The 24,964-nt window shown below is 43.3% G+C and carries 15 protein-coding genes; 10 read left to right on the forward strand and 5 right to left on the reverse strand.

Annotated features, from left to right (window positions below):
• Positions 1 to 41 precede the first annotated feature (41 nt).
• From CXF65_RS02625 to CXF65_RS02645, 5 genes are all read left to right on the forward strand, one after another.
• Positions 42 to 2,069, forward strand: coding sequence for a hypothetical protein (locus CXF65_RS02625; RefSeq protein ID WP_101210946.1), 2,028 nt, complete (start codon positions 42 to 44; stop codon positions 2,067 to 2,069).
• A gap of 273 nt (positions 2,070 to 2,342) precedes the next feature.
• Complete coding sequence (locus CXF65_RS02630; RefSeq protein ID WP_101210947.1) at positions 2,343 to 2,807, forward strand: hypothetical protein; 465 nt, start codon at positions 2,343 to 2,345, stop codon at positions 2,805 to 2,807.
• A gap of 44 nt (positions 2,808 to 2,851) precedes the next feature.
• Positions 2,852 to 4,963, forward strand: a complete 2,112-nt coding sequence (locus CXF65_RS02635; protein ID WP_101210948.1) for a beta strand repeat-containing protein — start codon at positions 2,852 to 2,854, stop codon at positions 4,961 to 4,963.
• Positions 4,964 to 5,101: 138 nt separating this feature from the next.
• The gene (locus CXF65_RS02640; protein WP_101210949.1) at positions 5,102 to 10,414 is read left to right on the forward strand and encodes an SdrD B-like domain-containing protein; all 5,313 of its coding nucleotides are present in this window, start codon (positions 5,102 to 5,104) and stop codon (positions 10,412 to 10,414) included.
• A 137-nt stretch (positions 10,415 to 10,551) separates the two neighbouring features.
• On the forward strand, positions 10,552 to 11,328 hold the full coding sequence (locus CXF65_RS02645) for a hypothetical protein (protein WP_025651780.1): 777 nt from the start codon (positions 10,552 to 10,554) through the stop codon (positions 11,326 to 11,328).
• Positions 11,329 to 11,554: 226 nt separating this feature from the next.
• On the opposite strand, the gene CXF65_RS02650 is transcribed toward CXF65_RS02645, so the two are convergent.
• From CXF65_RS02650 to glpK, 5 genes are all read right to left on the reverse strand, one after another.
• Positions 11,555 to 12,247: a TetR/AcrR family transcriptional regulator gene (locus CXF65_RS02650; RefSeq protein ID WP_025651779.1), complete on the reverse strand. Its 693-nt coding sequence runs from the start codon at positions 12,245 to 12,247 to the stop codon at positions 11,555 to 11,557.
• Between the two features lie 215 nt (positions 12,248 to 12,462).
• On the reverse strand, positions 12,463 to 13,491 hold the full coding sequence (locus CXF65_RS02655) for an endonuclease/exonuclease/phosphatase family protein (RefSeq protein ID WP_101210950.1): 1,029 nt from the start codon (positions 13,489 to 13,491) through the stop codon (positions 12,463 to 12,465).
• 214 nt (positions 13,492 to 13,705) lie between these two features.
• Positions 13,706 to 15,037, reverse strand: coding sequence for a sodium:proline symporter (locus tag CXF65_RS02660; protein ID WP_101210951.1), 1,332 nt, complete (start codon positions 15,035 to 15,037; stop codon positions 13,706 to 13,708).
• A 239-nt stretch (positions 15,038 to 15,276) separates the two neighbouring features.
• Complete coding sequence (locus CXF65_RS02665; protein ID WP_101210952.1) at positions 15,277 to 15,789, reverse strand: hypothetical protein; 513 nt, start codon at positions 15,787 to 15,789, stop codon at positions 15,277 to 15,279.
• Between the two features lie 271 nt (positions 15,790 to 16,060).
• On the reverse strand, positions 16,061 to 17,665 hold the full coding sequence (glpK, locus tag CXF65_RS02670) for a glycerol kinase GlpK (protein WP_101210953.1): 1,605 nt from the start codon (positions 17,663 to 17,665) through the stop codon (positions 16,061 to 16,063).
• 626 nt (positions 17,666 to 18,291) lie between these two features.
• On the opposite strand from glpK, the gene CXF65_RS02675 reads away from it, so the two are divergent.
• The 5 genes from CXF65_RS02675 (at position 18,292) to CXF65_RS02695 (ending at position 24,783) form a co-directional block, all read left to right on the forward strand.
• On the forward strand, positions 18,292 to 20,016 hold the full coding sequence (locus tag CXF65_RS02675) for a TolC family protein (RefSeq protein WP_101210954.1): 1,725 nt from the start codon (positions 18,292 to 18,294) through the stop codon (positions 20,014 to 20,016).
• A gap of 130 nt (positions 20,017 to 20,146) precedes the next feature.
• Complete coding sequence (locus CXF65_RS02680) at positions 20,147 to 21,010, forward strand: YihY/virulence factor BrkB family protein (RefSeq protein WP_025653353.1); 864 nt, start codon at positions 20,147 to 20,149, stop codon at positions 21,008 to 21,010.
• Between the two features lie 63 nt (positions 21,011 to 21,073).
• Positions 21,074 to 22,273 (forward strand): HlyD family secretion protein, encoded by a 1,200-nt coding sequence (locus CXF65_RS02685; RefSeq protein ID WP_025653352.1) that lies wholly within the window; start codon positions 21,074 to 21,076, stop codon positions 22,271 to 22,273.
• Between the two features lie 3 nt (positions 22,274 to 22,276).
• Positions 22,277 to 23,587 (forward strand): ABC transporter permease, encoded by a 1,311-nt coding sequence (locus tag CXF65_RS02690; protein ID WP_101210955.1) that lies wholly within the window; start codon positions 22,277 to 22,279, stop codon positions 23,585 to 23,587.
• Complete coding sequence (locus CXF65_RS02695; RefSeq protein ID WP_025653350.1) at positions 23,587 to 24,783, forward strand: ABC transporter permease; 1,197 nt, start codon at positions 23,587 to 23,589, stop codon at positions 24,781 to 24,783. The genes CXF65_RS02690 and CXF65_RS02695 overlap by 1 nt, the downstream gene beginning before the upstream one ends.
• Positions 24,784 to 24,964: the final 181 nt, after the last annotated feature.

A 24,964-nucleotide genomic window follows, 5' to 3' on the forward strand; every position in this document is an offset into this window, starting at 1 on the left:
AACAAATATTGATAGCAAGTTTTAGCTTATAGGAAAAAGATATGCATAAAGTCCAGTTAACTTCAAATCCAATAAGCTCGCAATTATTCAATACATATATGTATCGAGTGCTGGCATTGATAATCGCTATTGCTATGATTCTAATTAGTAATTCGACCTTAGCAGCAGTAACTTGTGATGCTGGTTTTGTCTCTGATGAGTTTGCGCCAGCTGATTATGGAAATTTGGGATCTAATGCCTCTCCACCTGTGCTTGGTATTAATCAGCTTTTAAATGGTATTAAAAATGAAAGCTATATTATTGCTTCTAACAGTTTAAATACGGTCGCTACTGGAACTTTAGAGACAAGAGGCTCAAATTTTTATAGACCTAAAACGTTGACTGGCGGCGTCGAGTCGTTCGAGCTTTTCCAAGACTTTACCGATAAAGCAGGTACTCGTACTGTTTCATATACTTTTAATAATAAGTTTACTGAGAAACCGCAAGCGCTTAAAAATGTAAGTCTAAGTATTTATGATATAGATGCAAATTACGCTCGAACTGGTATTTTTACAGGTACCAGATACTTTGAGTTTTCCGATCAAGTGACAATAACAGGTGTTACTAGTTCAGGTGAAACTGTTAATCCAATTTTAAAGTTTAGGGGCAGTGAAATCACAAGTTCTACACCTTACCGTCAAATAACTGACACGAATAGTGTTTTGTGCAATACAGACTCTTTAGATACGAAGTGTAAAGTTTCAGTTGCTTTCGAAAATGATGATGTAGTCAAAATAGATGTGACTTATGGTAATAACCCTGACTTAGAATATTATGGTAACAATAATTATTTCAATCCTGGTGATCAGCTTATCAACATTGTATTTGATGGCTACTGCTATAAACCACAACCACGGTTAACATACTCGAAAGCGCTTTCGACTTCTCGTAAAAAAAATACGGATCAATTCACTGTTCAAATTAAAGACAATGCAGATAATTCGGTAGTTACGAGCGGCATTACTTCTGTTACTACAACAGGTTCAAATAATACTGTCACGGCTGGTACAGGTACTACAGGAACTTTCAAAGTTAACCCTACCAAAACCTATACATTGACAGAGTCAGGCTCAGGATCGACAAATTTAGCAGATTATAATGCCTTATATGCTTGTAGAAAATCAGATGGTACATCCGTTAGCACTTTAGACCCAAAAAACCTTAATCTAACTTACGGAGACAACTGGACGTGTACAATCACAAACGGCAGCCCTAACTATGTCTTCTCAGGCACTGTCTTTAACGATAACGGCGGTATAGCAGCTCCAACTAAGGATGATGTGTCCGATAAATATCTAAATAATAGTCTTTATTTCAATGGTAAATACGATTCACCAAGCGAATCTGGAATACCCTTTACTTCAGGCCACACTATTACCCTAAATAGATGCATAGGTGATAATGGTACGTTTACATCTCAAACTGTAGCTATCAATCCTGATGGAACCTATAGTTTCACTGTGACACCTGCACAGCTTGGAAACAATACGAGGCTTTGTGCTACTCAGAATGAACCTAGTAATTATATATATTCTATGGACACTACGAGCGATGTGCGACAAATAAATATTACGACTAATACATTTACTTATCCTGATAATAACTTTGGTGATGTTATTCAAGATAATGCAGCTTTGGTACTTGAAAAAGAACAAGCACCAAATAACTGCAACATCACCTCACTCACAGACGCTTCGCTTAAATATAGTAAATCACCATTATCGAGTTCAGGTGACAACCCTGATATACGTCCAGGTCAATGTATTGCTTACAGAATAACCGCTACCAATCGTGCCAACATGCCCATTGATAATTTCATTATGCAAGACGCTCTACAAAAAAAAGACGTGAATAACGCGACTGTGACCTCAGTCTTAACCAATCCTGCTCGTGCAACGGGAGTCTTTAGCGATACTCTTATTAATGGTCAAAATGGCACTATCACAACCATATCCCAAACGTTGCCAAAGAGAGACAAACGTTTTTTTTATTTCAACACCAAATACGGTAGTACTGTGAATGCTCAGTAGATAATTTCTGTTGTAATTTTAGTAGCTTAATGCAGTCAACATCTTAATATAAAAAGCCCTATCTCCTCAGATGGGGCTTTTACCGTTCGGTAACCTCGAAATACCCTTTGTCGTCTTTATGGTGACTCTTTGTCTATTAATTGTAAAAATACCTTAAAGACAGTTTCAGACCTCTATCAGTAATGTCTCTTCATAACTAATAGCAAAAAAATTGAACTGCACTTAGTGAAGTTAATAGCGCACTGATAATAATGATTACAGCAAGGACATAAAATGAAATTCTTAAATGCTTTACGTGCCACCCTGTTTATTACCACAATTTCTTTAGGCTTACTAAGCACAGCATATGCTGAAGAAGCATTAAAAATGGAATTAACTGCTAATAAAGCCGTTAAAAATGCGGATGGCAAAATCACTTATGTAGCAGCCAGCACTGCTCCAGCAGGCACTATTATTCAGTACAAAGCGACTTATACCAATACCGTCAATCAAAATATAAATGATATCGCGGTTACCCTACCTATCCCTGCAAATATGTCGTTCAACGGCGAGGTTTCACCTGCTAGCGCACAAGCCAGTACTGATGGCAAAAACTATGCTGACATGCCTCTGATGCGCAAAGTGGATGGCAAGGTAGTAAAAGTACCATTTTCTGAATACCGAAGCCTTCGCTGGAATATCAAACTATTACCAGCCAAAAAGTCTGCCACCGTATCACTCAACACGATAGTCAACTAATCCCTACCTGATATTTTTATCAAACCCCCTTGGAGATTTACCGCATGAAATCTAATTTATTCAAATACTCAGTGTTGACTGTCGGTGTCGTTGCCGCTATGGGTGTGGCTCATGCTGCTCAACAACCTACTGGTGGTACTTCTGCTGGCAGCTTTGATGTAGCTAACCAAGCTTCTGCGTCTTATACCGTTGCTGGCAATACTGCTTCACAGACAGCTACTTCGAACATCGTTACCATTTCGGTTAGTGAGCAAAGTTCATTTACGTTAGTCACAGATAACCTTAATAAGACGATTAATCCTCAAACAGGCTCAACCGTTAACTTTATCCATACCCTAAAAAATGAAGGTAACGTAAACGACACCTATACTATTAATCTTTTGAATACGGCAAATGGTACAGCTACAGGTCAAGATGATTTTGATTATACGCTTACTGGTAATCTAATTACCTATCAAATAAAAAATGGTACTACTAATGTAGGAAGTCCTGTATCTATAGCTAATGGTGGCACTATCCCTTTGACACCAGGTCAATCTGCAGAGATTACCATTGTAGGAACAGCAGCAACAGAACGTTTAATTAATAAAAATGGTATCCTAACTGTCAGTGCTGAAAGTACTTATCTAAAAGCCAAAAATCCTGGTACCGGTCCTACTGTAACAAATACTTATACAGCCACTAACGTCGATAATGCAAAGACGACGACCCCCATCTACGCGATTACTAAGTCTGCTACAACGAACCTAAACAATAAGACTTTTGATGCTACCAATGCTGGTTCATACATTGACTACACTATAACTGTGAAGAATGAAGGTACTGTAGCGGGTACAAATGTAAGAATCTCCGATGTTTTACCAACTGGCTTAGTTGCTATTACTGATACTAATGCAGCTAATTATCAAGCCCCTACTACTACTGGTGGCACTACAAATGTTACTCCTACTTTCTCCAATAATGACAAGACGATTACTGTCACAAATCAGAACATTGCAATAGGTCAAACGATTACCATAAAATTCCGTGTCAAAAAAGAGACGGGTACTACGTTAGCCACTGGTACTAACAACATCGTAAACTACGCTATTGTTGAAGACAGTACGAAAGACGATGGCACTTTTGATCTTATCGACAGATCAGACGATGGTGTAACTACAGGTGGGAAAACAGAGAAGAATTATGAAGATACTACTGCTACACCTATTCTTGGTGTAGATAATAACACCCAAGCAACAGTCTCAACGTCGAACCAGACTCGTGCGATTGCTATCACGACAGGTGTGAATAAAGAAGTCGCCCTACTCACTAGTGGCGCGAATCTTGGTAATACTTATAGCTATACCATTACCAACAACGGTACTGACATTATAGAGGCAGCAACTGCAGGTTCAGTACTATTTTCTGTAAAACCAACCGCTACTGAAACCACTAACGTTACTGATAATCCTAAAATCGAGATTGCTCGGGTATTCGTAGATGCTAACGGCGATGGTATTTTTAATTCAGGTGATACTGTGCTGCCGGGTACTCGTGTTGGCACGACGTCAGAGTATACCTATGATCTAAACGCTGCAAAAACCACTGGTTTTGCTCCTGGTGCGGCTAACGCCATCAAAATCGGTGTAGAAGTTGTAACTACTGGTACTGGTAGCAATGCTACGGGCGAGGTCAATAATATTGGCAATTTTGAGACTCTGACTTTAGCAGTATTACCTCAAGGTCCAGTTAATCAAACGCCTGCTCCAGCTAGTGTCAATACGACCTCTAAGACGACGATGCAAGGTATCAATTTACTTAAGTTCCAAGCGGTAGCTACCTGTGGTACTTCTCTTGCGAGCATAGTAGACGGAACTGCGCCAGGCAATTGGTCTCAAAGTAATAAAACGGCAGATGTGACTCAGTGTCTTTTTTACAGACTTGATGCCAAAAACACATTCTCTACTACTAGTGGAACTGATATTAATAGTGTGGCAATTTCAGATACATTAGTGTCATCAGTTACATATCGTAATGACTTTACTCCTTCAAAAGCGGTCACTACACCGAGTCAAGTTTCTGCCCCGTTAATCAAAGGGACTTTTGCCACTTTGACACCTCAAGAAACGGTAACTATCAAATTCTCTGCCAAGCCTTCACAAACAGGTACTAATTAATTATTCATGAACTCTCTAATCTATAAGTGTCACGAGATACTTATAGACCCTCCTCTAGCTTGAGACGATTACTTTTATTAGCCAAGCTAGAGGTTCAATTTTTTATTTCCCATTGATGTTTTATTGGATAAGCGACTTATGACCCGATCTACCATGATACCGTCTAATCGTACCGCATTGTGCACAGCAAAGATTTCTGCGCTGTCAGTGGCAATGTTGCTTATGCAATCGAATATGGCATTCGCCGCAGTCAACCCACTTGTGCAAATCATTGATAATTTAGCAAACGTCGATTATGACGTAGCAGCTGTTAAGCAGCATGGTACTTCAAACAAAGTACAAGTCAAAGTCTCTGCCCTTCCTGAATATGGTATTGGCTTAACTAAGCAGCCTGTACAGACAGTCATGCCTAATGCTTTAGTTAGTTGGGTCAATGTTTTAAGCAATACCAGCTATAGTGATCAAACAGTTGAGTTGACGCTGGATGTAGCACCAACGCTATCTAACATCAAAATCTATCAAGATTTGAATAAAAACGGCATCATTGATAGTTCTGACAGCGAAGTTATCTTTAATAACTTAAATGCTCAGATCTTGCTTGGTCACAGTGAAAGCATCCAACTTATCGTACAAGCTTTGTCAGATCCTAACGGTAAAACTGACGATACTGCCGAGATTCAGCTTGGTGCTATTGTTCTAGAAGACCCTTCTATAACGGCTAATATTACGGACAAACTCGTTATCGTCGAGCCTGAGATTAATTTCACCACGCCCAAGTTCGATGACAATAAAACCACCTCTCAAATCGATGAAAACGTCTATATCGATGCCAACTACGCACAATGTAATGCTCAGCTAGATAAGCCCGATCAAGTATGGGTTACGATTACTTCATTATTGACAGGTGATAAGTACTCTCTAAAAGGCATAGAGACGGGCAACAGCACGGGAAAATATCAGCTGTCAGCATCCACTCAAAGTAACGCCAATGCGATTGATGACAACATCATTCAGACGTTGGCAAATGACACGTTGACTGCTAGCCTAGATGCTTGTATCGCGCCTTCTGTCGGTACTGGCGCTGAGCAATTGCCAAACGACGGCGATTTCATCGTGCGTATCGACGACTTGGATACACAAATCAGTATCGTTGATGACAACCCAAGCTTAGTCGTCACCAAAGAGAGTGACGTAAAGAGCGCTGAGCTTGGTGACTATGTTAGCTATACTATTAATATTACCAACAGCGGCAACTCCACCGCTTATGATGTACAGCTAAAAGACGCCTTACCACGTGGTTTTGATTACGTCGATGGTAGTGTACGTATTGGCAAAAATGCTGATATCGATATCAATCAGACGCAAACCACTGAGTTTAAGGCGGATGGTAAATATCAAGTGCTAAGCCTAGGTAATATGACTGCTGGTGAAACCAAAAACATCACTTATCGCGTATTAGTCGGTGCTTCCTCATTAGGTGGTGACGGTATCAACCGTGCAACTGCCGTTGCGAGCAATGAACAAGGTCAAAGCTTAATATCTAGAGAAGCACAGTGGAAAATTGAGGTTGAGCGCGGCGTCATGAATACCGATGGCATCATCGTCGGTAAGGTATACCACGATATCAACCGTGATGGCATTCAACAAAAAGATGTTGGTGAGCTGGGTGTTGCTGGCGTGCGCATCTATATGGAAAACGGTAACTTTATCGTCACCGATCCTGAAGGTAAGTATAACTTTTATGGGGTTAGTGCCAAAACTCACGTATTAAAAGTTGATCGCACGACCATTCCTAACGCGACCGAAATGGTCATCCAAACCAACCGTAACGCTGGTGATGCTGGCAGCCGTTTTGTCGACTTAAAATACGGTGAGCTACATCGTGCTGATTTCGCTATTGTCGGCGGTATGGGCGATAGCACTGAGCGCTTGAACGCAGAGCTGGTTGCTCGTAGCAAATCAGTGAGCGCAAAGAATGATACTCTTGAGCAAGCCGTAAAAACCGAGCTGACTTTAGAGCCTGACTACAATCGCGACTACAATGATAATGTGGACGCCAGCGGTTGTAATATCAATGGTGATTTAGACCTTGGTAGTAACTGCGACTCTGCTATCGTTAATGAGATGGTGAATCCATCTACTAACATAAATATGGAAGTGACTACTATTGCGCCTCCTGTCGAAAAAGTGCTAGAAGAATACCTAAAAGAAGTCGCTAATAATAATGTGACCTTTATTAACATGAGCGCAGGTCAACAGCTCAATTCTTATAAGCAAATGGTACAAGTACAAGCGCCACTGGGTAGCAATTTCACGCTATATGCCAATGGTACAGCCGTATCAGAAGATAAAATTGGTAAAACTGCTGAGCAAGAAAAACAAAATGTGACAGCTTTTGATTATTATGGCGTTGAGCTTAAACGTGGTCGTAACGTCCTACGCGCTGTAGCAACGGATATTAATGGAAAAATCATCTCTGAGCAGACGCTTGATGTCTTCACACCAGACAATCTACAATCTATAGACTATCGTACCCAAGCACAGTTGGTTGCCGCAGATGGTGTTAGCGACTATCAAGTGGTTATCAGCTTAAAGGATCGGGATGGTCGTCCTTATATTGCCTCAACACCGATCACTATCGATACCAATATTGGTCGTATTAATCTCAGCGATACCAGTAAAGATCAGGCTGGTACTCAAGTTATCGTCTCTGGCGGCGAGTTATTGATACCTGTTACGGCCCCAAGTGCGCCAGGCAAAGGCGAACTAGTCATTGATACTGGTGGTAGCAAGCAAGTAATTCCGCTACAGTTCACCGCTAAACTACGTCCATTGATTGCTGTGGGTATTGTCGAAGGGGCTATATCGCTTAAAGACTTTGATGGCAGCAATATTACCGATGCTCAAGGGGCTTTTGAGCAAGAATTGAATGAGATTGCTGGCGGTGACGATTATTCAGCCACTGGTCGTGCAGCAATGTTCCTAAAAGGCAAAGTGCGCGGTGATTATCTACTAACCCTTGCCTATGACAGTGACAAAAAAGGCGAGCGCCTATTCCGTGATATCGATCCAGGCGAATACTATCCCGTCTATGGCGATTCATCGGCAAAAGGCTTTGACGCCCAGTCTACTAGCAAGCTCTACGTACGCGTAGATAAAGGTCGCTCATTTGCCATGTACGGTGATCTCAAGACTCAAATAGATAACGACGAAGGTATCGAGCTTGGTCAGTACAACCGTACGTTGACTGGTGCCAAAGCGCAGTACGAAGACAACAATACCCGTATCACCACCTTTATCTCCGAAACCAGCTCATCACAACGCGTCAACGAGACTCGTGGTCTTGGCATTTCCGGTCCTTATCCACTGGCTAACGACTTCGATGCGGTACTAGAGAACTCCGAAACCATTGAGGTCATTACTCGCGATGCGAATAACCCTGGACTTATCGTACGCCGTGAGACGCTGACACGATTTGCTGATTATGAAATCGACCCTATCAGCCGCAGTTTATACCTAAAAGCGCCGATTGCCAGTCAAGATTTGGAAGGCAACCCTATTTATCTACGCGTTACCGTAGAAGTAGACGAAGGCGGCGAAAAATATTGGGTGGGCGGCATTGCAGCCAAGCAACAACTGACTGCCAAAATCGCCATCGGTGGCAGCTATGTCAATAGTGATGACCCACTAAATAAAGAAGAGCTCGCGAGTGTTAACAGCGTTATCAAGTTCAACGATAAGCTAAAACTGGTCGCAGAATATGCCAAAAACAAAGCAGAAAATCCAAACTTTCAACCAAGTAACCAGATTAATGCGGATCTCTTAGAAGGCCGCGATGCCAAAGGTGATGCGCTACGTATAGAATTAGATTACGACAATAAATTAAGCACCCGTGCCAAAGCTTATTATAATGATGCTGAAGAAGGTTTTGTCACTGGCGCATCACCGCTAACTGCGGGTCGTACTGAATCTGGCGTAGAAGTCACTCACACTCTGAATGATAAAAAGACAGCGCTTAAACTTGAAGGCGTACGTACAGAAGATCATACAACAGAGGCCAGTCGCGAAGGTGTAGAAGCAAGCATTGAGCAGCGTCTCAGTCAAAATATCGTTGGTGAAATTGGGGTGCGCTACTACAAACAAGATGCGACCGCCGCCTCACGCAATACCCAAGCAGCCACTGATGTGCTAGATGTTACTGATGATACAATATTCAATGATGACATCATTAATCAATCAGCGCTCAATGGCGTCAGTAACGCTGACAAAGATATCGAAGGAACAACTGCCCGCGCCCGTCTAACAGCGCGTTTGCCAAAACTAAATAACTCGTTAGTATTTGCCGAATATGAGCAAGATATTGATAATAGTGAGCGCAATGCAACCTCTATCGGCGGCGAGACACCACTAGGTAGCTTAGGTCGCCTATATGCCCGCCATGACTTAATCAACAGCTTATCAGGCAGCTATGGTCTTGACGATTCTGATGAGCGTCAGCGTACGGTCGTAGGCTTCGATGCCACTTATATGAAAGATGGTAAAGTCTATAGCGAATACCGTATGAGTGATGCGATCAGTGCCCGCGAAGCAGAAGCAGCTATCGGTCTAAAAAACAAATGGTATGTCCAAGAAGGTCTAACCTTGAGCACATTATTTGAGCGTGTTGAGTCTTTAGAAGGTGACGAAGACAGTACAGCAACTGCAGCTGGCGTAGGGGTTGAATACCTAGCCAAAGAAAACTACAAGGCTTCAGGGCGTCTAGAAAAACGCTGGGGCGACACCAGTGATACCCTTCTCGGTAGCGCTGGCATAGCTTATCGTTACACGGATGACATTACTTTATTAGCGAAAGATATCTACTCGCAGGTAGATTATGATGATGGTCATCGTACTATCAATCGTTTTCAGCTTGGCGCTGCTTATCGTGATTATGATAGCAATCAGCTCGATATGCTTGCCAAGCTTGAGTATCGTTTAGATGATAATGCTACTGGTAATGACCCTTATCAAAAAGATTCGATTGTTTGGTCATGGAGTGGCAACTACCACCCAACACGACCATTAACGCTATCAGGTCGCTATGCAGGTAAATACACAGAATATGATGCTGATAATATCGTAAGTGATAACACAGCTCATGCTGTCTATGCACGCGGCTTATATGACATTAGTGAGCGCTGGGATATTGGTTTGCAGGCAGGTACTTACTGGAATAAACAAGCGGATGACTTGGCTTATCTGGTTGGTGCAGAAGTTGGCTACAGCCCGATGACCAACCTGTGGTTATCACTCGGCTACAACTTTATGGGCTTTGAAGATGAAGACATCGCTTATGATGACAGCACGCAAGAAGGCGCTTATTTTAGACTACGCTTCAAATTTGATGAAGATTTATTCAAACGTGAAGATCCACGCAAAAATAAACGTTTAACCAGCGATTCTACGTTATAATTTAGCCAAATTATCATAGGCATGGCTTATGATAATTTGCTCGCCGATTTACAGTCCTTTATCGATTAAGGGCTTATAAAGTCAGTGCTAATAAAAACCAATATCCACACTCATTACCTTAATACAAGGTTCGCATTATGTTGTACTCTGCGATCAAAGCTGTAACCAATAAACAGCCTATCTATACTACGCTCGCAGCAGTCTTGCTCCTGACGACTGCTTCATCAGCGCTGGCAGTAGCCAAAGAGGCTCCAGCTATTACTCTACAAGCTTCTAACTATTGCCATGGTGATTTGCAGACACAACCCTCTGCTTATAAATACCAAAGTACGCAGCAACGAGCGCTGAGTTGCCTGTTGACGCAACTACAAGCTTATCAGCAAAAAGACATGACAGCGCAGCAGCAGTATCTAGCGTATAAAGCGCAAGCGTGGATTAACTATGCTATTCATCAAGACAGTATTAATAGCCGCTCACCGGCTGGTACATACGCAGCGCAGTCGGCAGAGACGATATTGCAAGCGCTAAAAAATGATACCGCACAAGACATAAGCCTATATCAGGATATCCCGTCTGACTCTGCTTTGATGCGTCCTGATCTTTGGGCAACTTTGAGTGCTTTAAAAGACAGCGACGGTATTGGTACTGCGCCACGTGAAATGGCATTTAGTGAAGTGGCTTTAATATGGGCGGCAACCAATCAGTGTGAGCGTGGCTCAAAAGAGTCAGGCAGTCACTTCCGCATGGCAGATCGCTGGCTAGAGCAAGCGCGTGAGGCCTATGTGAACGCCCATGATTCGCAAGCTAACGTCGCCTTAGAGAATCTGATCGTGCGTTATTACAAGCAATATGCCCCTTTGGATCCGAGTGAGGATGTTTGCCAAGGGCAAAAACTGTTTTCTATCGCTCAATAACCTATCAATCGCAAAAATGAGCAAGGTGTTTTTGGCACCAAATGTCGCTCATCTTAGATATTTTCTGACAGCTACTTGTCAATATTTTCGTTATTATTGAACCTAGGCAAACAAAAGGCCGTTACAAAAATAGAAATTAAAAAAGCCGACTCATAAATAGTCGGCTTTTTTGTATTAAAATTTCAGTTAACTTTTATAATATCATCCACGTTTAGCACAAAATAAATTAGCGGTTTTTACGTGGTAGCTTTTCTGGTAAATAACAGCGCAGATAAGCAATTGACGCAGTATTTGCTTCTTGCAGATACTTCTCTGTAATGCTCTCATGACGGCGGTAAGAAACCGTAAAGATAGCGTTGATAATACTATAAGTGACCAAAAGAACATCTTGGATATCTTCAAATTTTGGCACTTCATAGCGTTCTGCTAAACGTTTATATACCAGTTCAACCACTTGATGATCCATATCTTCACCGAAACTATCACCTTCAAAATCAGGTGTATTCGTACCATAGATCAATTTTGCTTTGGTCTGATCTTCATGAAAGATATGCACACAGCGATCGATAAGTGCTGTTAAATATCCCTGCCATCTGTCGTAATCAACCGTTTCTACAGTTGTCAAAATCTCTAAAATCTCGATAGCATTCAAAAAGCGCAATGCTAAAAATATGGCTTCGATATTCGGAAAGAAATGATAAGCAGATGCTCTTGGAATGCCAGCTTCTTCGCAAACAGCAGCCAAGGTAATATCATTGATAGACTGCGTTTCACTCAGTTTTTTGGCACCCATCAATAGCTTTTGACGGCGCGCGCGACCTTGCTGACTGGTAAATTTAAATTTATTAGGTACCAGCTTCTTTGCCAGTTCCGAATCTACCAGTACATCTTCAATTTTGTCGTCTCTATTTTCACTCATTGTAAGTCTCTTAATGTTGTGCCCTATCTTTATAAATATGGTCTTCATTGGACAGTATTCATTCTAAATTTAAGAACGACTGTTTGTTAGTTGGTAGTACGGGCTAATATTACCGCTCTATGCTCAATGAAGAGGCATCATAAACGCTTGTACACTATCAAGCAAGGGACGTGCATGGGTTAAAAAATAATGTATCGATTAACAGTATATTAGGGTTAATCATGAAGTTTTATTTTCGCCCTTATAATACCATGATCGATGACTCTATCGGCATAATCCCACTTTAAATGGTCATTAAAATAGTCAACTCGCTCAACCTGACCGATTGCAAACTTGCTATCAGGCAAAAATTCCTCTGAAACGAACAGCTGATCAATTACTTCTGGCATACCTTGATAAATGTGGGTATATGCCACGTCTTTCATCCAACCATAACGCGCTTGAATGCGAGCGGCGTCGAACAAGGCAACATCACGCATGCTTTTATCGTAATTGACTTCGCCAGTCTCGGTCATTAGTTGCGTGGTCACACTACCGGTGACGTCGTTCATATCACCAAGTAAGATTAAAGGCTCACGAGTATGCTTTAAGCGTTCGATGATAAACATTCGAATAGATGCCGCTTCTGCTGCCCGCATACATAAGCTACGAAGCTTGGCACGAATGCGAATATTGGGGTCATCCATATCTTCTAACAAATTGCCGGCTTCATCTCGTAAGAAAAAAGCGCGCTTACTTTTAAGGTGAGCTGTAATAATAGTAATGGGCTGCCCGAATGCATCTACTCGCAATACCAAGGGTGGACGGTTAAAACGCTCATAAGGACCAATATCAGGAATATCAATCACCGCCTTTGGCGCCACTTGCTCTAATAAAGTCGTCTCTAATTGTTCAAAGCGACTAATAATACCTACGGCAGGTGTATTTTGCGCCCCTCTACCTTGAGTATAAGCACTCGAACTGTCATTGCTTGCTAGCGGAATAACCACATGTTCGGGCTTAAATCCTAACGATACTGCCAATGCCTCTAGCGCCTCGCTGTCCCATACTTCTTGTACGGCAATAATGTCGGCATGGGCTTTTGCTAATAAGTCGCTGATGCCACGCAATTTACTTTCATACTCTTTATTACTGTACGGCTCAGCATTTTCATAATACATGCGATTAGGATTGGCAAAATTTAGCAAATTGGCAGTAGCGATATAAAACTGTTTATCGCTACCTTTATTGGCAGAGTAACTCATAAAACTCCTAGTGCTATTTGGATAGTATGCATTATTATGAATAAACAACGCAAGCTGTTCATAATAATAGACCGCCTCCACTAAATCTGTAGTGTTTCGTATTGTTTTATCCTACTATTTCATAGCTAGAAAAACTGGGTTCATTGATAATGTAGAGAACGCTTGCTCTATTAACGCGCACTCTATCAAAGCCCTTGTACTAAATATTGGTTGATCATACTCGTTTATGAGCCAGTACAAAGGCGGCGCTGCCAATCATAGAAGCGATGACACACAATACTAACAGCTGCACGTATTTGTGCTCTGCGCCAAACACTGGCGCCATCACTGCAATATAGCCACCGTTTTCTAACATATAAATAATACCTGCCATGAGCGCTGATACAAAGCTGACTACAATGGCCCAAGGTTTGACTTCCCAACTTGACCAAATGCTAAAAAATACGACAGGTGCTAAAAACAGGGAAGCGGTACCACTAATAGCGACCGCATCGAATAGGTCTTTGCTGCCAGTTGCAATGAAGGCCAAGCCTGCCAGCAAAAACCCTAGCATAATCAGCCTGCCATTTTTTACAGTTGGTTTGACAAGTTTCATATCAATGGCTATCAATTTTGCGGCACTGGCGTAGGTAGAATCTAAGGTCGATATCGCTGAAATAATCAGCGCGAAGCTAAACAACATCATTACCGCTGGTGAAAATAGAGTGTTCAGCGTTTGCGTCACTTCAGTGACCCCTCCCGCGTTGTTCAGCTGTGCAAACACACCTAGCAAACCAAATAACAAGATGCAAGCCATCGAAATAGGCGCGGCATAGTAAAATGACTTTTTAGTAGTCGCCCTATCTGCTAAAAATCCTCGGTCAGTCATGACAGGATCATGAGCGGGATAGCTCCATATTTGGATAAATGCAACTATCATTAATATCCATCCCTTGTTGTCAGCGGAATTGGAGGAGCTAATGATGGCATTAAAAGAAAACAAGGGATGTGCAAACATGGCAACCGCTAAAACAATAATGGCGAAGATCGTCAATAGCGCTTGAGCCACATCTGTCTTCAGCGCAGTGTGTAGCCCACCAATTGAAGAATAAATTAAGGTAGCGACCGCTATAATCAGTATTAAATAATTCTCATTAAAGCCCACGAACAAGGTTGTGATAAACCCAAACACCAGTAAGTTGCTGAATACCTCGCTCACTAATCGAAAACCAATCACTGCATTATAAAGATGCTCACCAGTTGCCCCAAACTTGACTTGCATGAACGTCTGTATGTTATTAAAACCATGTTTGAATCGTAAGCTATCAACAATATGTGCGCCAGTGATAAAACTAAAATAGTACATCCCATAAGCCAAAGTACCAGCGATACCGTAGAAAAAACCTAAAACGGCCGCATTCATGAGCGACCGTGCAAATATCCAAGTAGTAACCTGAGACAATACCAATGTCCAAAGACTGGGTGGCTGACCTTGTAAAGACTTGCCTTGATAAAATCTGGCGATATCAGGGGCAAGTTCATACGTTTCAGAAGAAGAGTCAGTCATGGTCGCTCTATGGGTTATTGAGACATCGTTAAGATTACCACAACTATCAAAGGTGCAACATGTAAAAAAGCCTCTAGAGCATACTCTAGAAGCTTTTATATAACTGCAATTATCAAGGGTAAGAACTCGGCTATAAAAATACTGTATCGTTAATCAGTCATACTATCGATGATACTGACTAAGCTATCAATACAAATGATGGTACTGATTAAGATGCCGAAATTCTCTATTTCCCAATATTACGATACACGATTCCATGCATCACGTGATGCTCGACGTGCCTCATTCCACTCCATACGTGACTCACCTTTTACTTCATGCCATGAGTTTTCTAAGTCTGCTTCATGATCTTCAAAGCGAGCATCTGCAGGATAACGGGCACGGTTGGCGTAACCGACTGCGTAGGCAGGATGTAAATCACGGTCAAAATCATGGCCTTCTTTATAATAGTCTGCATTCGCATACTCTGCGCGCCAGTAAGCTTCTTCGCGCGTTGGGTCAATGGCTTCAGCGGCCGCATGACCTGCACCGCCACCAACGATAGCACCAATAGCACCACCAATCAAAGTACCTAGTGGACCTGCCATTGTACCGATAGCTGCACCTGCTGCTGCACCGCCTATGCCGCCTATGCCTGTACCTACTGGATGTGATCCTGGCTCACCAGTGATGATGTCAGCATTCAAATCCTGCTTAGTCTCCTTAGACATGTGCTTTACTTCACTACGATCAATACCGTCATGGTTACTCATAATATTTTCCTTAAATTATTTGTTATATATATTAGATTTATGGTTGAAAATTAGCAGTGTTGCTTTATTCATCTAAAGTATAGAAACTTAAGGACAAAGACAGATAGGCAGATTATGTAAATTGTGTCCAAATCTCGATTGCCTTGCGTTACAGTCTGTATCTTTATGACGATTATGTACATTGGTCTAGGCGTTTCAGTAATTTTAAACATTCTTATTAATAGGACATATTGAATACCAGCATTGAATCGACGTTTTATTGCTGCTCTTTTTACACCTTCATTAATGCCCTTTCAAGCGCTTGTTGCCATTTATGAAGATGTTGCTCGCGCTCATCAGCAGACATGCTTGGCTCAAAAATCCGATCGACTTGCCAAGATGCTTTCATAGTAGCGTCATCATACAACCCCGTTTTTAGACCAGCCAGGAGTGCAGCACCTTTGGCAGTAATTTCTGTATCTCTAGGGCGCAGTACAGGAACGTCCAATAAGTCTGCCTGAAACTGCATGAGCAAATCATTATTGGCAGCGCCGCCATCGACCCTCAGTTCGGTTAAGGGGTGTGGGCTGTCTTTTTGCATGGCGATTAAGACATCATAGGTTTGATAGGCGACCGCTTCTAACGCCGCTCGGGCGATATGCGCTTTGGTCGTGCCGCGACTCATACCTGTAATACTTGCACTGATGTCCGAGCGCCAATATGGTGCGCCAAGTCCCGTAAATGCAGGGAGCAATACCACGCCTTCGCTACTATCAACCTGCCGCGCTAAGTCTTCGACTTCACCGCTCTGTTGAATCATTCCCAGATTATCACGCAGCCACTGGACGATTGCCCCTGCCATAAATACGCTACCCTCTAGCGCGTAGGTGACTTCTTTTTTGGGCGGCTGTAGCATACGCTTGCCAGACTGCACGATTTGATCAAAGGATAAATTGTCTGGGCGCAGTGTTGCCGATTTGCGTTGCCACGCTATCGTCGTCAACAGCTGATGCTCGCTAAGTTTGGGCTGTTGACCGATATTCATCAGCATAAAACAGCCCGTCCCATAGGTATTTTTGGCCATACCAGCATCGAGGCAGCCTTGGCCAAAAAGTGCCGCTTGCTGATCGCCTAATACCGCCTGAATAGGAATCTGCTTGGCAAACAAGCCTTTTTTAGTCTTACCAAAATCCCCATCAGAGGGCAAAACTTTAGGTAAGATATTCATCGGAATAGCAAAGCGGGCGCACAGCTCCTCTGACCATTCCAGCTTATGAATATCGTATAACAGCGTGCGAGAAGCATTGGTAATATCGATGACATGCTCGCCGCCTGTCAATTTATAGATAAGCCAACTATCAATAGTGCCAACAGCTATCTCACCCTTGCTCGCACGCACGCTAAGCTTTGGATGGTTTTCCAGCAACCATGCGATTTTACTGGCGCTAAAATAAGCATCTAAACGTAACCCGGTGATACGTTGCACTCGATGTGCCATATCATCACCGTCATCCGTCTCATCGCTATGAACACCAGTACTCGCACTTTCAGCTGCAAGGGTTTTGCAATAGTTTGCGGTACGGCGATCTTGCCAAATAATCGCAGGCGCTAAGGGTTTGCCCGTTTTTTTGTCCCACATGACAATAGATTCACGCTGATTGGTGATGGCGATACTAGTCACATCGGTAGCGAGCAGCCCTGCTTGGTTAATGACGTCATGCGCACAGCTAATCTGAGTTTGCCAAATCTGCTGGGCATCTTGCTCCACAAAACCAGCTTTGGGTGTCTGTAATGTGGTTGGCTGTTGCGCCATTTTTATCGGTCGGGCATGATCGTCGTATAGTATCGCGCGACTCGAAGTGGTGCCTTGATCTAAAGCCAAAATATATCCTGCCATCACTCATATCCTTTACTGGTCTTATTTATTCTATGGTTGATAGTTTATATCACTCTCATATTTTTATAGTCAGCGGTTTCTTTTTATTTTCAGCGGCTTCTATAACTAAATTAACGCGCTTAATTAAGCACCGATTCATCGGGTTAATAGTCAAAACATGGCGCTCATTATGATTCGTCAGCAATAAAATCGAAATATCAAAGTACAAAAAATCCCTGCAATATCAAGGCACTCACAGCTCAAAAACTCAGTATATGATGACGACAATGTTCTTGTTGGGAAATAAATAATAACGCTATGATAAAAGTCGAAATCATTTCTTTATCACATCAGCACTGATTATACAATAGACGACGGCAAGATACTGAGGCTTGACCCGTCACGGTTGTGGCTCTAAAGTGTGCTTCGTATTACGTACAACAATATTTCAGTTATTATTTATCCTCATCTTTTTTCTCGTATTTTATTCATGTTTTTTGCTTAAAATTTATTCGAGCGCTATTAATTTGCTGGCTGCCGGATAGTTTATAATAGCGTAACGACGCTATTGTGTGATCGATCAAAATGCTGAATATAGCGCGTTGTTTTAAAAAACTTTGCATTCTAATTAATGGCTTATGTGACTTATGAAATTTGCATTATCAACTCTGTCTACTGCTGTGATTACGGTTATGCTCATGGGGATGTCCGTCGCCACCTCAGTAAGCGCTAACGTGGATGACGTTGAGCCACAGAATGACGTGCCAGCAGTCACGGTAACCCAAATCGTTGACGCTGACAATCAATTGCAGACTGGCCATACGGCAGCCGTCCAGACCAGTACCATCGCGCCAGCAGATAATAAATCTGTAGTCAATAACACTGCGACGACTATTCATAACCAAAGCATTGAGCTAAAAGGCATTGAGCAGAAAAGCAATTTAACCACGCTGATAGATCCCATCACGCACAAAGCGGTTGATAATAGCTATCCTTTAGAAGTCTCTAGCTTTTTGAGTCTTGAGCAGGCGCAAAACATCTTATTACAAGTCTCGCCAAAGCTTGCGGCCAATGAAGCCGCTATTGCTGCCAGTCAATTTCAAACTGATGCCCTCAAGACCATAGACAACCCATTGGTGTTCGCCCGCGTATCTGCCAGTGCCTACCATGTAGAAGAAGACATTGATTTATCATCGCTCAAAAACGGCATCGTCAATGAGATCAATAATGGCGTCGATGACGTTATCCCCGCTCCGCCAACCACAGATTTGCCAAATTTTGGTGAATTGGTCGGTGAACGCCTCCCAAATTCTTATGATTTTAATCGTTCAGGCTCAACGACGGGCGCAGGTATTGGCGTTGTTTGGCCTATTTATACTGCTGGGCGGACAACAGCGTTAACAGGCGCGTCCGATGCCCGCACCCAAGAAGCGGTCGCAGATAGCCTACTCGATAAGAACGAGCTTTATAACACCTTGATTGAGCGCTATTTTAAGGCGCAGCTCGCCATCATTGCCGCCTACTTGCGTGAAGACGCTTATGATACCTTGCAGCAGACCGACCATATGGCGCAGCGCCTGTTTGAAGAAGGTTTTATCTCACGTGTGGATCGCCTAGAAGCGCAGTCTGCCTTAGCCGATGCCAAAAGCGAATCGGTCAATGCCAATAACGATGCTCGCCTTGCGATGATTGCTTTGCAGCGGTTATTGCGTACCGACTATCGTATCAAACCGACGACGCCTTTGTTTGTTTCCAGTCGCCCCCTACCTGATGTGAGCTACTTCCAAGACTTGGCACTTAGCAATCATCCGGGGTTACAAAAAGTCGCCGCCAAACGCGCACAGGCTCAGCAACTGCATGCGCTATCAGATACCGGTTACAAGCCGACCGTCATGCTATACGGCTACGGACAAGTCGAAAAAGATCCCAGTTGGGTCGCTGGTATTTCTGCCACTTGGAAGCTATGGGGCGGACTCGATAAAACAGCATCATTGGCATCAAGCAATGCACAAATACGCCAAGCAGATCTTTCTGAAATTGAAGTCAGTGACAATCTACTACTGCTGGTCGAAAAAAACTGGCACGATGTCAATAATGCCCAGTCACGTTATCAGGCATTACAGAGCAATGTTGACTTGGCAGCAGAAGTATTGCGCTTGCGTCAGTTAGGTCTTCAAGAAGGCGTAAATACAACGGTTGACGTGGTGCAGGCACAAACCCAGTCTCTCAAAGCACGAACTGAACAAGCTCAGGCAGCCAACAGTTATGTGCAAGCGCTTGCTGCCCTTATGCAAAGTTGCGGGACGCCACTGGCCTTTAACGCCTATCTTAATGCAGCAGATATTCAGTTACCTACCTTATATAGTGAATAATAATCTCGTGTGATGAGTAATAGAGCGTTTTGATAAACGCTTATGCTGATGGTGATTAAATGGCTAATGGCTATATTGTTACTGACCTTACGATACTACTAACCCTAGCTCTACTGTGAATAAGCGTTTTATGAAAAAACTGACTTTTAAGGTAACCCATTGGCTACCGCACTTGCTTCAAACATGGCGTATAGCAAACAATTCTAATGTTTGGGCACATTGCGCGAACGTAGGATTTTTTGGTTTTTTATCTATTTTTCCAGCAATGGCCGTGTTTGTACTGCTTTATGGTCTCGCTTTTTCACCTGTTGAGATGCAAGAGCAGATTTCACTTTTACGTCCGTTTATCCCTGAGTCTGTCTATGAGATTCTTAATTCACGCTTAAGCGAGCTGGCTTCGAACACCGCATCCAAACTGACATTTGGTTTGATTGTATCGACGCTACTAGCCCTGTATGCAGGCTCCAAAGGCATAAAATCCTTAATTATCCTGGTTAATATTGCCTTTCATATCACTCAAGAGCGCAGCTTTATACAGGGCACCATTCGAGCACTTAGTTTAACCTTTGCTGCCGTTGTGGTCTTAATTATAGCCATCTCCTCTATCGCTATTATTCCTTTGGCGGCGGCTTATTTTCCTTTTCCGCAAATCGCTAAGACCATTGCGCTTTGGAGTAGATGGCCGATATTGGCTAGTATTATATTCTTAAGCTTCTTAAGCTTATATCGTTTTGCGCCAAACCGTGACGCCGTAGCGCTAAAAAATCTAGTGCCAGGCGCTGCCTTAGCTACCGTTCTCTGGATTCTATTGTCTGTGTTATTTTCGATTTATGTGCAAAACTTTAATAACTATAGCGCTGAATTTGGTGCACTTTCAGCAGCGGTAGTCATTATGCTGTGGCTTTATTACTCAGCATTTATTGTCGCTTTTGGTGCTATTTTTAATTTTGAAACCATAGAAAACGCCAAGCCTTATGCTATTCGAGTGTACTAGGTCAAAACGACTTTACCCTACCCTTTTCACTCTCAACTTTATTGCTTTAGGAATCTCACTGTCATGACTGAATTTCCAAACGAATCAGACGACTCACGCAAATCAACTGGTTCGACTGATGAGTCAACGCTGTCTCATAATGATCAGCCGTCAGTCGATTCTGCAGAAGACATACCTGACGTGGAACCAGAACAGGCAACGCCTACTTATCGTGATAATCCTAAATCTGATAAGTCGGCCATGATAAAAAAGGCGTTGCTTGCCTTATTCGTGCTGATTGCCTTAGGCGTTATCGCTTATGGTTTGTATAAAAGTAACCAAAGCAGCGAACCTGACATCATTACCCTACAAGGGCAAATGCAAATGCAGCAAACCTCCATCGCTGCAAAAGTACCAGGGCGTATCGCTCAGATTATGGTCACTGAAGGGGATGAGGTGACGGTTGGCCAGCAATTGATTGAGATGGATTCGCCTGAGATTAATGCAAAGATTAATCAGGCTGAGGCTGGTAAGCAGATGGCACAAAGTCAGCTGGACAAAGCCGAAAATGGCGCACGTCCGCAAGAGATTGCCCAAGCAAAGGCGGCGTGGCAAGCCAATAAAGCGGCCTCTGACTTGGCAGAAAATACCTATCAGCGTGTCAATCGCCTTTATGAAGAAGGTCTCATGGCAAGACAGAAGCGCGATGAAGCTTATGCCCAGTATCTTGCAACCCAAGATCAAACCGAGGCCGCACGTTTGCAGTACGACTTGGCAATGGAAGGTGCGCGCAGTGAAGACAAATCTGCCGCTAGCGCCCAAGTGGCGCAAGTCGATGCTCAGTTAGACGAGGCACTGGCTGCAAAAAAAGAAGCCAACTTAAAAAGCCCGATTGCTGGTATCGTGGATAACGTAATAGTCAGTGCCGGTGAAGTTATTGGTCAAGGTGTACCGCTATTAACGTTGGTCAATACCAACGATCAATGGGTGGTACTGAATGTCACTGAAACCTATTTGAACCAGTTTGCCATTGGTCAGCAATTTACCGGTACTATTCCCGCATTATCATCAGCGGACAAGCCTTACAGCAAACAGTTTACTGTCTATGCAACGTCTACATTGTCTGACTTTGCAACGTGGCGACCCACCAATAATGATGATGGCTTTGATGTACGTACCTTTGAGGTCAAGGCGCGACCGAGCAAACCTGATGCGCGGATTCGTTCGGGAATGAGTGTCATCGTCCGTATCAATCCAACCGCTGCCAATCAGAGCCAAGAGTAAGCCATGCGTAAAGCTCAGCTCAGGGATGCTTTTGTACGTAGTGCCGTGTACGAGCGGCGATTTTTAGCCAAAAATCCTTGGGATTTTGCCATGGTGATTTGGATACCCTTGGTCACGGTGCTGCTGATTTGGTGGATTTTTTCGCAAACGCAAATTACCAACTTGCCGATTGGGGTAATTGATCAAGACAATAGCCCGATTGCCAATACCGCTGTGCGCTACCTTGAGGCCAGTCCTGATATCACTGTCAGACAACTTTATCACTCGCCCGCCGCTGCTGAAGCGGCAATCCTGCAACGAGATATTTATGCAGTCGTGATTATCCCTGAGGATTTTTCGCGTAATATTTTGTCTAGCAAACCAGCACCGCTGATTTTACAAGTAAATGCCCAGTATGGTACACACTCGGGTATCATTCAAAAAAGCGTTCAGTCTGTCGCTGGTACCTTATCTGCTAGCGTTGAGATACAGCGGTTGGTTAAACAAGGCATGGCACCCTCGCAAGCGGCGATTGCTTACTCACCAATCAGTATTCAGCGCATCAGTTTGTTTAATGCGGCAACCGATTATCAGCAGTTCTTAGCCTCCACCGTGATTCCTGCGCTGCTTCATATTTTGGCGATGGTTATTGGCGCAACGACGATTGGACGCGAGTTGCGGGATAGACGCATCGGACGCTGGTACACTTTTATTGATACCGGTCGACCCGATTTGACGGCACTCGTAGACAGTGACACAGTCTCTACACTAGACCATAAGCAAAGCCGTAGCGATGCAACCAAACCATTAGCAGCGATCAAAAAAACTCAGCAAGTGAGTATTGCCGTCCTAGTATTTGGCTTATTAGGCAAATATTTTTGGCCGATGTTGGCTTACAGTATTTGGTCCGCATTGGCGCTATGGCTCGCCACGCCGCAACAAGCGGTCGCTCTCGCTTCAATTATTGTCACTTATATCGGTCTAGTATTACTGATGATGCTGTCATTTTGGCTGGGAGCCATATTTACCTTAGGCTCATTTTCGTTGCGCATGGGCTTGTCATCTACCGGCTTTATTTCGGCACCTTCTTACGCTTTTGCAGGCGTCACTTTTCCTTATATCGCCATTAGTGATAGCGCCCAACACTGGTCAAATGCCCTACCGCTCACCCATTATTTAAAACTACATATCGCCCAATTACAGATGAACGCCCCTGTTGCCATATCGCTGCCAATCATTTACGGACTAACGCTAGCGACCATTATTGCTATGGGTCTGACTGCTGTGTTAAGCAAACGCGCACTGGCACATCCTGAACGTTGGGGAGCACGCTAATGTCATCATTACCGAAAAACAAGCCACTAAAGACGCCTGCGCAATCAGCCACGTTGTCATCGTCACAGAGCTTCTTGGGCAGTTTTTTACAGACTCTCAAAGACATCTTTACCGATAAAGGCGTGGTTTTGATGTTGATTATCGCCCCTATTATTTATGGCTTCTTTTATCCATGGCCGTATTCCACTGAAGTAGTCAATCACGTACCCGTTGGTATTATCGATAAAGACAATAGCAACTTATCTCGGACAATTGTCCGTTATGCGAGTGCCAGCCCGCAATTAAATACCCAGCGCTTTGTCAATGAGCAAGATGCCATTGAGGCCATATGGTCGGATCAAATCGCCGGTTACATGGTTATACCCAGTGGCCTTGAACAGCAAGTGCTATCGGGTAAAGCGGCTAGCGTGAGCGTACTGGGTAATGGTGGTTATTTTATTTTAAATAAAAACGTACAGTTAGGATTTTTAAAAGCGGTCAGTACAGTATCCGCTGGCATTGAAGTGAAAAAAAACGTGGCAAAAGGCGCGTATTCGCCTACCGCTGCCAAAAACACCCAAGCCGTACCGCTACAGATTATTCCTTTATATAACCAAACCGAAGGTTATGGTGCTTACGTAGTGCCAGCGGTATCCATTATTATCTTGCAGCAGACGTTACTCATGGCCACTGCGATGCTGATCGGTACTTGGTATGAGCAGCGCCGCCACAGGACTACGATACGCGGCTGGCTTGGACGTATTGCTGCGCTCAGCACGCTAAGCTTTATCATCGGCTGCTTTTATTATGGCTGGGCGTTTGAGCTACATCATTATGCACGCGGACAAAACATGGCTGGCAGTTTGTTATTCTTGCTATTATTTTGTCCGACCGTCGCGACGCTTGGCTGCTTGCTCGGACTATGGTTCCGGCAACGTGAGCGCAGTTTGCAAATTTTAATCTTTAGCTCGCTACCGTTATTTTTTATCAGTGGCTATCCTTGGCCTGCCGACCAACTACCAGAAATACTGCAGTTTGTACGTTGGTTGATACCGACTACCCCCGCTATCAATACCTCTGTGCAGCTTAATCAAATGGGCGCGAGTATCGCTCAAGTCGCTATGAGCTTTTATGCGCTGGCAGGCTTGTGGGCATTTTACTTTGCATTACTGCTGCTATTTCGCTGGCGCACCTCACAAAAAATAAGTGCCTTATAGCTTTATACAGTCAAAATATCCTAAAAACACAACGGTATTGCTGATATCAATTTTTTGCAGCCTCTGTCTGCGCAGGCACAGCAAGCAAGAAAAATGGATATCAGCAATGCATCATGTATCGATATTATCTGCACTATTTTCCTTGTTTGACTGCAACTTACCTCATTTTTATCACCATTTT

The organism is Psychrobacter sp. Sarcosine-3u-12, from assembly GCF_002836005.1.
Taxonomy (GTDB): Bacteria; Pseudomonadota; Gammaproteobacteria; order Pseudomonadales; family Moraxellaceae; genus Psychrobacter; species Psychrobacter okhotskensis.